Here is a 13,714-nt window from a genome sequence, read left to right as displayed (position 1 = left end):
CTGGCTACAGCCTGTCACTATCAAAAATACTATGAGAAGAAAGGGCTGGAAAATCCCGCGCATGGATGTGATCAAGTGATAAACCTATGTGAAGGTACACTTTTTTAAGAAAACCGATTTCCGATTTTGGCCTATTTTCTGGAAAACAAGCCAAAAACGGCCTTACGGATTCACAGAGATGGACATTCTAAGACCCCACTGCGGCATGTCCAGCTGTTTGTAGGTAAGTCTGTGTACCAAATCCACTCGTACCAATTGGAAGAGGTTTTTCAAGCCCACGTTGACCTCGGCGTACGGATCTTTGCCCAGTCCTCTGAAGTTTCCAAAATTAGGGTCTCCCTCTACGGCGGTGGATTGATTCTTCTCAGAGAGATGCCCCATCATCATGGCGCCGCCAGCCACCAGCCGGGCGCGGGTTTTCTTAAGTAGAGGAATACGGTTAGTCAAGGAAAGGGCTCCCTCAAAATGATGGTCATAGCGCAGGGACACCATTTCATCATTGGCGAAGGAGAAGAAAGGCATCAGATTATAGCCATGTAAAATGAAAAAGGGAGTCTCATTGCCCACCGGCACTTGCAACAAGGGTAACGGCACTTGGTTAAAGGTTTTCTCGGCTCTAAAGTAATAACGGCCATACCCCAGGACTCCTGCCCGAATGCGTTGTTCAACCGAGAAAGCAACCTGTTGGTAACTTAAATCTGAGTTGAGCAATCCGTCCATGCCCAAGGATACTTCCAGCCCTATCACCGGTGAGTTGGAGTTGGAGATGCCCACTTTGTCCCAATGCCTGATCAAGGTTTTCCGGTTGGGCGTATATTGCAGGTTGATGATCAAGTCAGTAGTTCTAAACTTTCCAAACCTGGCAAACTCCCCTTCGGCCACGGGCGCTGAATAAAAGACAGGCGTGTGTTTAGAGTGCCGCAAGGTAATTCGCTGGGTAAAGGACTGCACCCACTCCCGCTCGGCCCATACTTGGATACGCTCTTGTTTGTAGGGGAAATTCATGTCGCCCCATCTGAACGCGGAGAAAAACAGGCTATTCACCCGTGTGTTGTTCAGGTCCATAGCCGCCGGGCCTACGTCATTTAGGTAACTGGCTCCCCACTCTGTCCAGCGTTCCCGGTTTGCCACGTACCGTACGTTGAGTAAGCCTTTCACAGACTTGTCTCTGGTGCCATAGCCTACATAGCCATTTAAAATCCAGTTTTTATGGAATGCCTCGGTGGTTCTGGCGCCCAATTGAAATCTGTGCCCTTCAATGTTATTAAAGACATAGGTTCCAAAGATGGGCCCCCATTCTAGTTTGTCATTGACAGGCAAATGCCCTTCAACAATTACCCGAATCAGTTTGACTGTGCTTTGGATTTCTGGCAGCTTGTTGATTTGAGCAATGGACTCTACACGCTTCAAATCTTCGGGCGCGAAGGACGCTGGCCTGGCACTTTGCCAAAAAGCATCCTTGTACTTCAGCACCGAGTCACCCATCACATGGGAGTTGTCAAAGAAGTCTATTGCCCTAGGCTGGTTCAGGACCAAGTCTCTGTAATGCGTGGCTGTCTCCACAAACAACTTCACCTCTGTACCCGGCAGCCCCGAGATTTGGAATTTACGCTTGCTGGAGATGGGCAGCAGGGAGAGATAACTATCGTCCCACACCTGCACAATGCGCAAGTCAGTAATGAAATTCAGCTTCACGGCAGGGCTCATTTTCACCTCAATGCGGCGCAAGGCAAACGTGCCATCGGCAATCCACATGGTACCAGAAAAGGTAAGGTCCTGCGGACGCTTGGGGATGATCTTTAGTTTATAGACTTTGCCCGATGACGTCTCTACGCTGTCTTCCAGGTCATAGTCATAATAATTGGACCAGCCGCTGGCAATAGGACTTACAAAGTCCTTGTCAAACATGCGCAGGTAGTTTTGGTTAAAGGAGAAATGCTCTGCCTGCGCGTTCAGCAACTGGGCAATCTGGGCTTCCTTTTCAATCCCTACTCCTACTACTTTACTAGCCTTCAGGACTTCCTTGGCTTTTTTGGGGTCCTTAATGAAGTAGTTGAGCTTAACCGTTTCTGACTGAAAAATGGGAATAGAGGCAAGTTTAGCCGGGGTGTCTCCAACCAATAAGCTGTCAAGGTACGGGGCAAAGCGCTTGGAGAATCTGCGTTTCTTGTCTTTGGCTTCACTCTCCAGAATACTGCCTTTCATGAGGGTGTAAGTCTCAAACTCCATGGCCTTCTGGTTCTCTGGCAGGTACTGCTCCTTCTTACGGGCGGCCGCCCTTACAATCTTAAAGGCAGGGTTTTCCTGTGGCCCAATCACAATTTCTTGCAAGGACACTGACTGCCGTACTAAGCTTATGTTTGGTTGTTGCTTTAATTCCTGAACCGTTTTGGTTACTTGTCCATAGCCCAGCAAGGTGAAGGAGACTTTGTCATTGTCATGGTATTGCCGAAGGGCATAAACCCCTGCCTCATCTGTAAACACCGGAACCTTGGCTCTGTGCGGCTGGACCGTTACAAAGTCAAGGGGCTTTTGGGTTTCGGAGTCAACAACTTTGCCGCTGAGGGGGGCGGTTTGGGCAAAGAGATAGAACGCCTTAATGACTAATAAAAAGAGCAGTAAGCTTTTTTTCACAAATAAGGGTTTGGAAGTCGAATATAGTAAAATATAGGTTTTAAGCGTACGTATTTAGGAATTAATCTACTTGAGGTAAAGTAGTACCTGCCAAAGATTTATCCATAGACAATCCAATTCCCTTTTCCCCTACAAGGGGGCTATTATATTTTCCTATAAATCAGAAAAGGCCCCGTGTTGACGAGGCCTTTTCTGATTTATAAAATAGGGTGTTTTACACTTTAAGAACTTGCTGTAGCAGCAGCTTGCATCTTCTGCTTAATTCTAAATCTTCTGTAGTGACTAGTTTTTGGTCTAATGCTTTTTGCAGCGTTTCTATGCACTCGCTCTTTAAGTCAACGTCCTTCTGTACCCTAGCCAAGTCAAAGTAATACAGCAAATTAGAAGGGTCTAGATCAATGGCCTTAGAAATAGCACTGAGCGCATCCTGGTTAGAGGCAATAGGCAGTGTGCCAGAGGACATTAAAAATTTACTGGCAGCTTTCTCAGCTATGGTCAAATTAGCCACTTTGTAGCTCCAACGGCCTTGCAAGTGCCAGGCGCCCGCGTGTTTGTCATCAATGGCCAAGGTTCTGTCAATATATCTCTTGGAGGTAACTAGATATAGCAACCTGTCCTTAAAACCGCTCACTTGCGACATGCTTCCTAAAGCTAAAGCACGCACATAGTTCGCTTCTGCTTTGGTGCTGTCTACCCCTATGGCTCTTGAAGAAAGTGAAAGAGCTTTTTCAAAATATTGCCCTTTGCGGGTATCATCATCAAATCTTCCGCCAATACGCGTACTTAAAACAGATGCTTTACAAAGTGCTTCTTGGTGATTAGGCTGTTCTTTAATAAGCTGTTCAAATTTTTCAAGGGCTTCTGCGTCTTTAAATTCTTTGAACAGCTGGTTTGCTTCCCATAAAAGCTGATCCGAGCCTACACCGCCCGCAAAGGCGTGTAGGCTCGGAAGACTTACAAATAGTATAAGTAGATAGAAGTACCTGGTAATGTTTGTCATGATCCTCTCAGATTCGTGGGTCCAACAAAAGGTAATCTACAGCTTTTCTTTGAAATTTCCTAAAAGAGATTCAATTGCTTTTTCTCCTTTTTAGGTGGCTTTTGTAGATCCTCCGTTTGTCCACTTTCTACGGGCAACTCCTTTACAGGTTGTGTAGGCAAAATATCAAAGTTTATTTCCGCTCCAGATTCATATCCTGAGGATATTTTTTCAGCTAATTTTGGCTCTACCTTTACAGCTTTTATTGCTTTAGTACCATTCTTAGGTTTCACCACCTCCATTTTTTCATCTTTGGCAATGGTTACCCCAAAGATTTTAAAGTAGTTGAGCTTATTTCCCATGGCGCGCCAGCCTTTCACATCAATGAATTCATTCAGAAGCAATACCTCAGATTCCTTCTCTGACTTTTTATCCCGCTGGAATTTAATTTCAGCCTTAGGTTCTGCTGCTACTGAGGCAGCCAACAATTTAGAGCCTTTAGACTCACTGATGAAAGTAAAGCGTTTGCCAACCGTAGTAGTCTCAATTAAGAACCGCTTCACATAGGTCACCTTGGTCTCCCCTTCAGTGTACAATGCAGATACCACCAACTCTGGCGAGAACTTATGAATGGCTTCTATGTTGGCCACATCATAATGGTTGGTCAAGTCAAAGGACGTCAACTCATAAGACCCGTCTTTGAACAAGACCAAAATGGTATCCTCTGTATTGAAGCTACCCAAGTAACGACCACGGCTCTCCGTGTTCAAACGACCAATCACTTCATCATAATAGATTTCACGTCCTCCGCGGGTAGATTCACCCAGCGCTTTCTGCGTTACCTTTTTGATAGGGTACTTAGTCACAATATTTCCTTGTGAGCCTTTGCCTTTGATCAACAACTCTGCAAAATCAAAGTCAAACTGCTTCACGCGAGCCGTGCTGGCCGGCTGCAACTGAATGCTCACCAACTCAGACTCAGAGTTAGGGTTGGCCGTGAGGTAGATAATCTTAGAATTTTTCTCGCCTTTGGTTAAGTCATACTCCTTGTCTCTGGTGATGGACGTCACGGCAAAACGCTTGGCATAGGCCACGCCCGTTTTTCCATCCACATAGATCATGTTGTAGACCATGTGCTCATCGTTCTTGTTATACACGGCGGTATACAAGATGTCCTTGCCCACAAAGGTCTTGTCACTGATCTTGGTTACTACAAACTTGCCGTCTTTGCGTATGGCAATGATGTCGTCCATGTCAGAGCAGTCGGTGACAAACTCGTCTTTCTTGAGACCATAGCCTACAAAGCCGTCTTTGCGGTTCACGTACAGCTTCTGGTTGGCAATGGCCACCTTTTGGGCAGACACTACGTCAAAGGTTCTGATTTGGGTTTTGCGCTCCTTGCCTTTGCCATATTTGGCAAATAGACCTTCAAAATAGCTGATGGCGTAACGGGTAAGGTTGGCCAGGTTGTCTGCCACCTCAGCCATTTCATCCTCCAGCTTCTTGATAAACTCGTCTGCCTTGAATGCGTCAAACTTAGAGATACGCTTGATCTTTATCTCCGTTAGGCGGATGATATCTTCTTGCGTTACCTCGCGGCGAAGGATGGGTTTGTATGGATCTAAACCTCTGTCAATGGCCTCTAATACCGCTTCCCAGGTTTCACACTCTTCAATGTCACGGTAGATGCGGTTCTCAATAAAGATTTTCTCAAGCGAGGACTGGTGCCACTTGTCTTCCAGTTCGCCCATTCTAATCTCCAACTCACGCTCCAGCAACCTCACGGTTTTCAAAGTAGACATGCGCAAGAGCTCATCCACATTCAGGAAGCGAGGCTTGTCTTCAATGATGACGCAAGTATTAGGTGAGATAGAAATCTCGCAGTCTGTAAAGGCATACAGCGCGTCAATAGTCAAGTCAGGTGAAATCCCCGGTGGAATGTGAACCTGAATTTCAACCGCTGCGGCTGTATTATCTACTACCTTCTTGATTTTGATCTTATTGTTCTCGCTGGCCTTGACAATAGACTCCATCAAGGCGGTAGTGGTGGTGCCATAAGGCACATCCTTTATCACCAGCAAGGACTTGTCTACTTTCTCAATAGTTGCTCTCAACCTAATTTTACCACCTCTGCCCCCGCCGTTGTAGTTGGAGAAGTCTGCCATACCACCCGTTGGGAAGTCTGGAAGCAAAGTAGTTTGACGGCCTTTCAAGACATCAATAGAGCCTTTAATCAACTCCCGGAAGTTGTGAGGCATGATCTTGGTAGACAAACCTACCGCAATCCCTTCCACACCCTGTGCCAATAGCAAGGGGAATTTCACCGGCAAAGTCACCGGCTCATTCTTACGGCCATCATAGCTCAGTTGCCACTCAGTAGTTTGTCCATTGAACACTACGTCTAAGGCGAACTTGGTTAGACGGGCCTCAATGTAACGAGGCGCGGCAGCGCTGTCACCCGTGCGCACGTCTCCCCAGTTTCCCTGGGTTTCAATGAGCAGGTCCTTCTGGCCCAGGTTCACAATAGCATCTCCAATAGAGGCATCACCGTGCGGGTGATACTGCATGGTCTGCCCTATCACGTTGGCCACTTTGTTAAAGCGACCATCGTCCATTTCTTTCATGGCGTGCATGATGCGGCGCTGCACGGGCTTGAACCCGTCTTCCAGCGCCGGTACGGCACGCTCCAGAATTACGTAAGAGGCGTAGTCTAGAAACCAGTTCTCGTACAAACCAGAAACCGAGGTAATGTCATGGATGGCCTCATCGCCCTCCAGTTCAGTGCCCAGTTCTAAGTTGTTCTCGTTATCCAATTCTTCGTTAAGCATAAACTTCCTCTACTATATCTTTTTCAATCTTCAAATTCTCAATGATAAACTGCTGGCGCTCTGGCGTGTTCTTTCCCATGAAGTAAGACAGGATTTTCTGGATGTTCTGCTCCGTCTTCCCCATGATCACTGGTTCCAAGCGTATGTTGTCGCCAATGAACTTACCAAACTCCTCTGGCGAGATCTCCCCCAATCCTTTAAAGCGGGTGATCTCAGGGTTCTTGCCTAGCTTGCGCATGGCATTCTGCTTTTCCTGCTCATTGTAGCAGTAAATAGTTTCCTTCTTGTTGCGCACCCTAAACAAAGGCGTCTCCAAGATGTACAAGTGGCCGTTCTTTACCAGGTCAGGGAAGAACTGCAGGAAGAAGGTCATCAAAAGCAACCGGATGTGCATGCCGTCCACGTCTGCATCAGTGGCGACCACCACGCGGTTGTAGCGCAGGCCTTCCAATCCTTCTTCAATATTCAAGGCGTGTTGCAAGAGGTTGAACTCCTCATTCTCATACACCACCTTCTTCTTAAGACCAAAGCAGTTCAAAGGCTTACCCCGCAAGCTGAACACCGCCTCTAACTCCACATTGCGGGACTTGGTGATAGAACCTGACGCTGAGTCACCCTCTGTGATAAACAAAGTAGTCAAGGCCTCTTTCTCCAGGTCTTTGCTTTCAGCGAAGTGGAAACGGCAGTCGCGCAGTTTTTTGTTGTGCAGGTTGGCTTTTTTGGCGCGTTGGTTGGCAAGTTTCTTAATACCGGCCATGTCCTTGCGCTCCCGCTCACTCTGCTCAATTCGTTTTTTAAGCGACTCGGCGACCGTTGGGTTTTTGTGCAGGTAGTTGTCCAGGTGCTCCTTCACGTAATCGTTCACGAAGTTGCGGACAGTGGGTCCTTCGTGCGCTACGTTGATGGACCCTAGCTTGGTCTTAGTCTGGCTTTCAAAGACAGGCTCCTGCACCCGTATAGCCACCGCTGCGACGATAGAGCCTCTGATGTCTGCTGCATCATAGTCCTTCTTATAAAACTCCCGCAGCGTCTTCACCACAGCCTCTCTAAAGGCTGCTAGATGTGTACCGCCTTGCGTAGTGTACTGGCCGTTCACAAAGGAATAATACTCCTCACCGTAGTCATTACCGTGGGTGAGCGCAAACTCAATATCATCCCCCTTCAGGTGGATGATAGGATAGCGCATGCTTTCCTCATCAATCTTGCGGGCCAACAAATCCTTCAACCCATTTTCAGACAGATACTTCTGCCCATTGAAATGGATGGTAAGACCAGCGTTCAGGTAGACGTAGTTCCAGATCTGGTTCTCCAGGAACTCAGGAATGAAATGGTAGTTCTTGAAAATGGTGTCATCTGGCACAAACACTGTGGTGGTACCATTGCGCTGAGTGGTGTCCTGCAAGGCTTCATCATTCACCAACTCACCGCGCTCAAACTCGGCTACTTTGGTTTTGCCATCCCGCACGGACTGTATTCTGAACTGCGAGGACAAAGCATTCACTGCTTTGGTACCTACCCCGTTCAAACCCACCGACTTCTGAAAGGCGCGGCTGTCATACTTACCACCGGTGTTGATCTTGCTTACGCAGTCAATGACCTTGCCCAACGGAATACCGCGGCCGTAGTCCCGCACTACCACTTTATGGTCAGATATTTTTACTTCAATGGTTCGGCCAAACCCCATCATGTGCTCATCAATGGAGTTGTCAATCACCTCTTTCACAAGAATGTAAATTCCGTCGTCGGGTGAAGAACCGTCGCCCAGTTTACCGATGTACATACCCGGACGTAACCGAATGTGTTCACGCCAGTCTAGGGAACGAATGCTATCCTCGTTGTAATTTACGTTAATCTGTTCTGCCATGGGGCAAGCTGCTTTTAGTAGAATTCGGTAAAATAAATGAAAAAATGCGTGTACTTTGCCATGTCTAGGCTCCTGAACCCAATTTTTTCTATCAGTTGGTAAGGCCTAAGATAGGCCATTGGTGGCGCTGAAATTAACAGGCGAGGCACTTACGTATTTTCCCTTTTGTAACCAAATATAGGGCTTTGCAGTTCATTCAAAGAGACATTGAATGCTTATTTTTTTAGCACATTTTAACTTTGACTTATCGTTAACTACTAATTTGTGCTATTATTTTTAGCAATATAACCTCAACGCATTCAGCTTTAAATATTTACTTGAACCCAACCTAGGGCATGGAATTAAAATTACCCTCCTATTTTAAGTACACAGTTATCCTGTTGGGCCTGTTTCTGCTATTGTATTTCATGCAGACATTCAAGTCCATCTTGATTCCGTTGAGCTTTGCCGGTTTGTTTGCCCTACTCCTTTTGCCCATCAGCACACGGTTGGAACGCCAGATGCCTCGGTCCATGGCCACGCTCCTAAGCTTGATTTTAGTGATTCTGGTGGTGGCTTTGATGATCTACTTTTTCTCCATGCAGATCGGGAATTTTACGGCAGAGTTGAACGACATCTCCGCTAAGCTGTCCATCCTGATCTCCAAGATCCAGATGTTTCTATTTAATAAGTTTGGCATCAAACCCACCAACCGCTCAGAATTCATTGAAAAAGCACTGGGCAACATCAGCCAGACGGGTACCGCTTTTGTGGGAAGTACCATTTCCTTGACCACTGGCGCCCTCACTGTCATCACGCTCATCCCCATCTATGTCTTTTGTATGCTGTATTACCGCGACCACTTGCGGCAATTCATCTTCCAATTTATTGCCGTTAGTAAACGTGAAAGCATTCTAAACACCATTGACAATATACAGCAGGTAGTGCAGAGCTACATCTCAGGCTTAGTGATAGTGATAGTGATTGTGTCAATTCTCAACTCCATTGGCTTGATGATCATGGGCATTGAATATGCCATCTTCTTCGGGGCCTTTGCCGCCATTTTGACCATTATTCCTTACATAGGCATCATGCTGGGCGCTGCCTTACCCGCGCTGTATGTGCTAGTGAACACCGGCTCTGTGACCAACATGCTAATTGTGGTGGCCATCTTTGCGTTTGTACAGTTTCTGGAAGGCAATTTCATTACACCCAACGTGGTGGGCTCTAAGGTGAGCATCAACCCGTTTGCGGCCATCATTGCCTTGATCATGGGCGGCGAAATCTGGGGAGCTGCGGGCATGATCTTATCCATCCCGCTCATTGCCATCCTCAAGGTTCTACTAGATCAGTACGCGCCCTTGAAACCATTCGCGTTTTTGCTGGGAGACATTCACCGCGAACCTCGTGAACTAAAACTCCTCAAGAAGCTCAAGCGAAAACGTAAAGAATAGGAAAGTCATTTTTGGGCTCTTTTCTGAAAATCAGGCCAAAAACGGTGCAACTAATTGTATTTCTGACAAGTAAAAGAACAGACGCTCATGCTTCTTAGACATTTGTCTTAAAAGTAAAGAGCAGGTTCAACAATGTTTTACCAAACAGAATACAACTATGAATAACCCAAATGATAAGATTCTTAACACCTTAAATGACCTAGTAGAAACTGCCCGCGACGGTAGAAAAGGATATGAGACGGCCGCCGGTGCGGTAGACAACCCAAGAGTAAAATCAGAGTTGGAAAGACTTGCCCAGCAACGCGCTTCTTTTGTTAGCGAGTTAGAAAGCAAAGCCCAACAGTTAGGCGGAAGCACCTCTAACACCACCACCGTAGAAGGCATTGCCATGGAAGCAGCCGGTGCCGTACACCGCGGTTGGATCAACTTAAAATCAGCTATTGGCGGCAATGACAGCAAGGCCATCTTGTCTGAATGCGAAAACGGCGATGAGGCCGCTTTGAAAGCCTATAGCAACGCCTTGAATGACACTGCATTGCCGATGGATGTGAAAAACATCATCCAGAAACAGCAGCAGGAGATTCAGACCGCTAAACAGACCATTACCAGCCTGAAAAACGGCATTTAAGATTTGGATATAGTACGTCTCCTTTTGAGACAGAAAAAGCAGCCCTGGTGGCTGCTTTTTTTATGACGTTTTCCCGTACATGTTGTAATATCAAGATGAAACGATATTGCCTATTCCTCGGTTATAACTCTAGCGGAAGCACCGCTACCTTACCACCAATCCTTGTTGCGTGTACGCCATCATAGACATAGAAACCACTGGTAGCCAACCCTCAGACGACAGAATCACTGAAATAGCAGTCTTCATCCATGACGGCAACCAGGTGGTAGACCAATATTCTACGCTCATAAACCCAGGAAGGCCCATCCCCTTCTTTATCTCCCAGCTCACGGGCATCACAGATGAGATGGTGCGCGATGCGCCCAAGTTCCATGAGGTGGCCAAAGACATTGTGCAGATCACTGACGGTAAAGTCTTCGTGGCCCATAACGTACGCTTTGACTATTCCTTCCTGAAAAAAGAATTCTCAGACTTGGGGTTTAACTTTCAGCGGAAGACCTTGTGCACCGTGCGCCTTAGCCGGAAATTGATGCCTGGTTTGCCTTCTTATAGTCTGGGAAAGCTTTGCAAAAGCATTGACATTCCCTTGCGTCTGCGTCACCGCGCCATTGGCGACGCTGAGGCGACGGCCGTTCTATTTGACCGCCTTCTAAAAATAGACCAAGCCAAAGTTGACGCCGACCAGGATGACAAATTGGATGGCGGTTCTGCCTTGACCAAGGAGATTAAAACATCGCTGCTGCCACCCAATATCTCTAGAGAAATGGTAGACGCACTGCCCCTGGAGGCGGGTGTGTATTACTTTCATGATGAGAGTGGTGAGATTATCTACGTGGGTAAAAGCAAGAGCATCAGAAAACGGATTATCCAGCATTTTAGCATTGACTTTAAGAGCAAGAAGTCCATTGAGTTCAAGAACCGCATTGCCAGCATCACCTATGAGCGCACGGGCAGCGAGTTGGTGGCCTTGTTATTTGAGTCTGATGAGATTAAGAAGCGCAAACCTTTTTACAACCGTGCCCAACGCCGCAGTGTCTATCATTCGGGTATTTTCACTTACACAGACCAGGACGGTTACCTGCGCATGACCTTTCAGAAGGCCAAAACTGAAATGGCGCCGGTCATCACGCTGGCCAACCAATTCCAGGCCAAGAACTTTTTGTTCAGTCGGGTGGCCAAGTTTAACCTTTGCCAGAAGCTCTGTGATCTGTATAAATCCAATGGGGCTTGTTTTGATTACCAGGTGCACCAGTGCAACGGCGCCTGTATTGGCAAGGAAGCCCCAGAAGAATACAACAAGCGCGTGCAGATGGCCTTAGACGCCTTCAAATATGACCATGACAATTTTGTGGTGATAGGCAAAGGACGGCAGCCAGACGAGAAGTCGGTAGTAGTAGTGGAGAATGGTAGTTACCGGGGCTTCGGGTACGTGGATGAGTCCTTTAGCGCCTCTAGCTTGGAAGATTTTCTGGATGTCATTAAACGTTACAATGACAACAAAGACACCCAGCAGATTTTGAGAGGTTACCTGAGAACCAAACACACGGACAAAGTTCTGATTTTCTAAATTCGTTTTTGGCCTGTTTCCATGAAAACAGGCCAAAAACGAATTTTACTTTAGTGCAACCTGTGCCGCAAGAGCCAACCTTTCCCAGTGAACTCGTCAGCCACTGGGGTGTGCTCTTTGATGTCTATGCCTTTCACCTTGGGGTATTGGTTGCCATCCTCCTCATCCATGATGAGAATCTTTTGACCGGTTGGTTTCCAGGATTCGGTAGCTTTGACCTGGTCCTCGTCTTCACCGCCGTACAGCTTCACTTTGATTTGGTTTTTGCCTTGTCCTTTGACAAGAAACATGTCTTCATCACCTAATCCATAGATAGACAAAGAAGCGGTTTCATGAGGCTTAAACGTTTTTTGATGGATAAGCTGCGTGCTGTCTTTTTTGTGTTGGGCGAAGACCTTTACCGTCAGGTCGCCGTTCTGATGCAACTCAATTTCAAACACATCTTTCTCATCGGTGCCGGGCAGCAGCACCTCCTGATTGATTAGTTTGTAAAAAGCATTCGCGGCTTCGGGTAGGTCGGCTCTCCTTTCTTTTAACTTTTGAGAGAATTCCTGCCCAGACAAAGCCTGTATCTGGGAGGGCCATTGAGCAATAGCTTGGTCAATGGCTTGGTCAGTCAGATTACCTTGCAGTTCTTGCGCCACTTCCTTAAAATCCTGCTCGGTTAGATACGCCAGAAAATAAGCATCCATCCTTCTGGAGCTCTTGGTAAGGCCATTCACATTACTTCTACTAATGGTATGGTCAAAGCTTTGGTAATTAGCTTTGAAGAGCGTGATAATAGACGTGAGCACCCCGTCCTTAAACTTAAAGAAGGCGTGGTCACGGTCTCTGGGAATAGGTTCAAAGATAGTTTGCTTGCCTTGCTTGTGCACGCCCCAGCGCCACTGGTCTTCCCTTCGGCTCCAGTCGCTTACCCACATATCAAATAGCCTGGACCGCAGATAACGCTTGGCATCTACCTGGAATTTAGGATCTTTGATGAGCTGTTCAAAGGCTTTGCTAGAACTGATGACCTCCTTGGCATTCCCGAAGCTTTCTAGCGTTGGCCAGGGGCCTTCTGGTCGCTCTTCCAACAAAGCCAACTGGTTGGCAAACACTCCCTGGAACTCTCCTAAGGCTTTGTCATCTGCTATGTACACCAGTTGTGGGTTGGTGTGGTTGACTTTGGCAGCACTGGCCAAGGCAGGTACCAGAAAGGCCCCGTACGGGTGAATGACACTGGTCTGATCCCGCATCACCGACGCCAGAAAGGTTTTCCGCCAGAACTCTGGCAAGGCGCGCGCCGGGTCTTTGTCAATGGAGCGTAGCACATACTCCTTCCCCTCCTTATCCTTCAGCCGAAGGGTTCTGGTCTGGAAGCTTCCGCCTTGTTCTAAAGGAATTAAGCCGCTGCGCATTTGGTCCAAGCGCAATACGGGTACTTGCACAGGCTCTGCCCACACCTTGCGGTAGTGCTTTCCCCACCAAAATCTATGAAACGGGTTTTTTAGATAGTGCGCGGCAGCCGCCACCACAATGGTAGAGTCTTTGGAAGCTTGAGCCCAAGCGGGAGTTTGACTGCCTAGCGAAAGAGTTAGGACAATGCCTATAAAAGTGAACCTAGCCCAGAGCCGGTTTAAAGTAGAAGCCTTTTTCATGAATACGTACTTATACCAGAATCCCTATACACAAGTTTTGCTTCCTTCACTGTAAGCTTGGGTAAAAACCTAAACGCATCTGTATTGTTGGGCATTAGACAACCTTTACGGCCATGGCAAAGTATAGCCATTGGCGAATAT

The 13,714-nt window shown here is 47.2% G+C and carries 8 protein-coding genes; 3 read left to right on the top strand and 5 right to left on the bottom strand.

Annotated elements, in window-relative coordinates; genetic code table 11:
- Positions 1 to 162 precede the first annotated feature (162 nt).
- From TH61_RS14590 to TH61_RS14575, 4 genes are all read right to left on the bottom strand, one after another.
- Positions 163 to 2,634 (bottom strand): DUF5686 family protein, encoded by a 2,472-nt coding sequence (locus TH61_RS14590; protein ID WP_066510900.1) that lies wholly within the window; start codon positions 2,632 to 2,634, stop codon positions 163 to 165.
- 214 nt (positions 2,635 to 2,848) lie between these two features.
- A complete protein-coding gene (locus TH61_RS14585) occupies positions 2,849 to 3,634 on the bottom strand; it encodes a hypothetical protein (protein WP_066510896.1) in 786 nt (261 codons plus the stop codon).
- A 59-nt stretch (positions 3,635 to 3,693) separates the two neighbouring features.
- Positions 3,694 to 6,441: a DNA gyrase/topoisomerase IV subunit A gene (locus TH61_RS14580; protein ID WP_066510893.1), complete on the bottom strand. Its 2,748-nt coding sequence runs from the start codon at positions 6,439 to 6,441 to the stop codon at positions 3,694 to 3,696.
- Positions 6,434 to 8,305: a DNA topoisomerase IV subunit B gene (locus TH61_RS14575; protein WP_066510889.1), complete on the bottom strand. Its 1,872-nt coding sequence runs from the start codon at positions 8,303 to 8,305 to the stop codon at positions 6,434 to 6,436. Before TH61_RS14575 ends, TH61_RS14580 begins: the two co-directional genes overlap by 8 nt.
- Before the next feature lie 335 nt (positions 8,306 to 8,640).
- Between TH61_RS14575 and TH61_RS14570 the strand changes: the two genes are divergently transcribed.
- The 3 genes from TH61_RS14570 (at position 8,641) to TH61_RS14560 (ending at position 11,933) form a co-directional block, all read left to right on the top strand.
- Positions 8,641 to 9,738, top strand: a complete 1,098-nt coding sequence (locus TH61_RS14570) for an AI-2E family transporter (protein WP_066510887.1) — start codon at positions 8,641 to 8,643, stop codon at positions 9,736 to 9,738.
- Positions 9,739 to 9,895: 157 nt separating this feature from the next.
- Positions 9,896 to 10,366, top strand: a complete 471-nt coding sequence (locus tag TH61_RS14565; RefSeq protein WP_066510884.1) for a PA2169 family four-helix-bundle protein — start codon at positions 9,896 to 9,898, stop codon at positions 10,364 to 10,366.
- Between the two features lie 169 nt (positions 10,367 to 10,535).
- The gene (locus tag TH61_RS14560) at positions 10,536 to 11,933 is read left to right on the top strand and encodes an exonuclease domain-containing protein (protein ID WP_066510882.1); all 1,398 of its coding nucleotides are present in this window, start codon (positions 10,536 to 10,538) and stop codon (positions 11,931 to 11,933) included.
- A 50-nt stretch (positions 11,934 to 11,983) separates the two neighbouring features.
- Here TH61_RS14560 and TH61_RS14555 read toward each other — a convergent pair whose 3' ends face one another.
- The gene (locus tag TH61_RS14555; protein ID WP_066510880.1) at positions 11,984 to 13,573 is read right to left on the bottom strand and encodes a hypothetical protein; all 1,590 of its coding nucleotides are present in this window, start codon (positions 13,571 to 13,573) and stop codon (positions 11,984 to 11,986) included.
- Positions 13,574 to 13,714 lie beyond the last annotated feature (141 nt).

Source organism: Rufibacter sp. DG15C (assembly GCF_001577755.1).
Classification (GTDB): domain Bacteria; phylum Bacteroidota; class Bacteroidia; order Cytophagales; family Hymenobacteraceae; genus Nibribacter.
This window is presented reverse-complemented; position numbering and strand designations above follow the sequence as displayed.

Excerpts from the sequence above, each read along its gene's own strand:
- TH61_RS14585 (WP_066510896.1), bottom strand. The coding sequence starts at position 3,634 with ATGACAAACATTACCAGGTACTTCTATCTACTTATACTATTTGTAAGT.
- TH61_RS14580 (WP_066510893.1), bottom strand. The coding sequence starts at position 6,441 with ATGCTTAACGAAGAATTGGATAACGAGAACAACTTAGAACTGGGCACT.
- TH61_RS14575 (WP_066510889.1), bottom strand. The coding sequence starts at position 8,305 with ATGGCAGAACAGATTAACGTAAATTACAACGAGGATAGCATTCGTTCC.
- TH61_RS14570 (WP_066510887.1), top strand. The coding sequence starts at position 8,641 with ATGGAATTAAAATTACCCTCCTATTTTAAGTACACAGTTATCCTGTTG.
- TH61_RS14565 (WP_066510884.1), top strand. The coding sequence starts at position 9,896 with ATGAATAACCCAAATGATAAGATTCTTAACACCTTAAATGACCTAGTA.
- TH61_RS14555 (WP_066510880.1), bottom strand. The coding sequence starts at position 13,573 with ATGAAAAAGGCTTCTACTTTAAACCGGCTCTGGGCTAGGTTCACTTTT.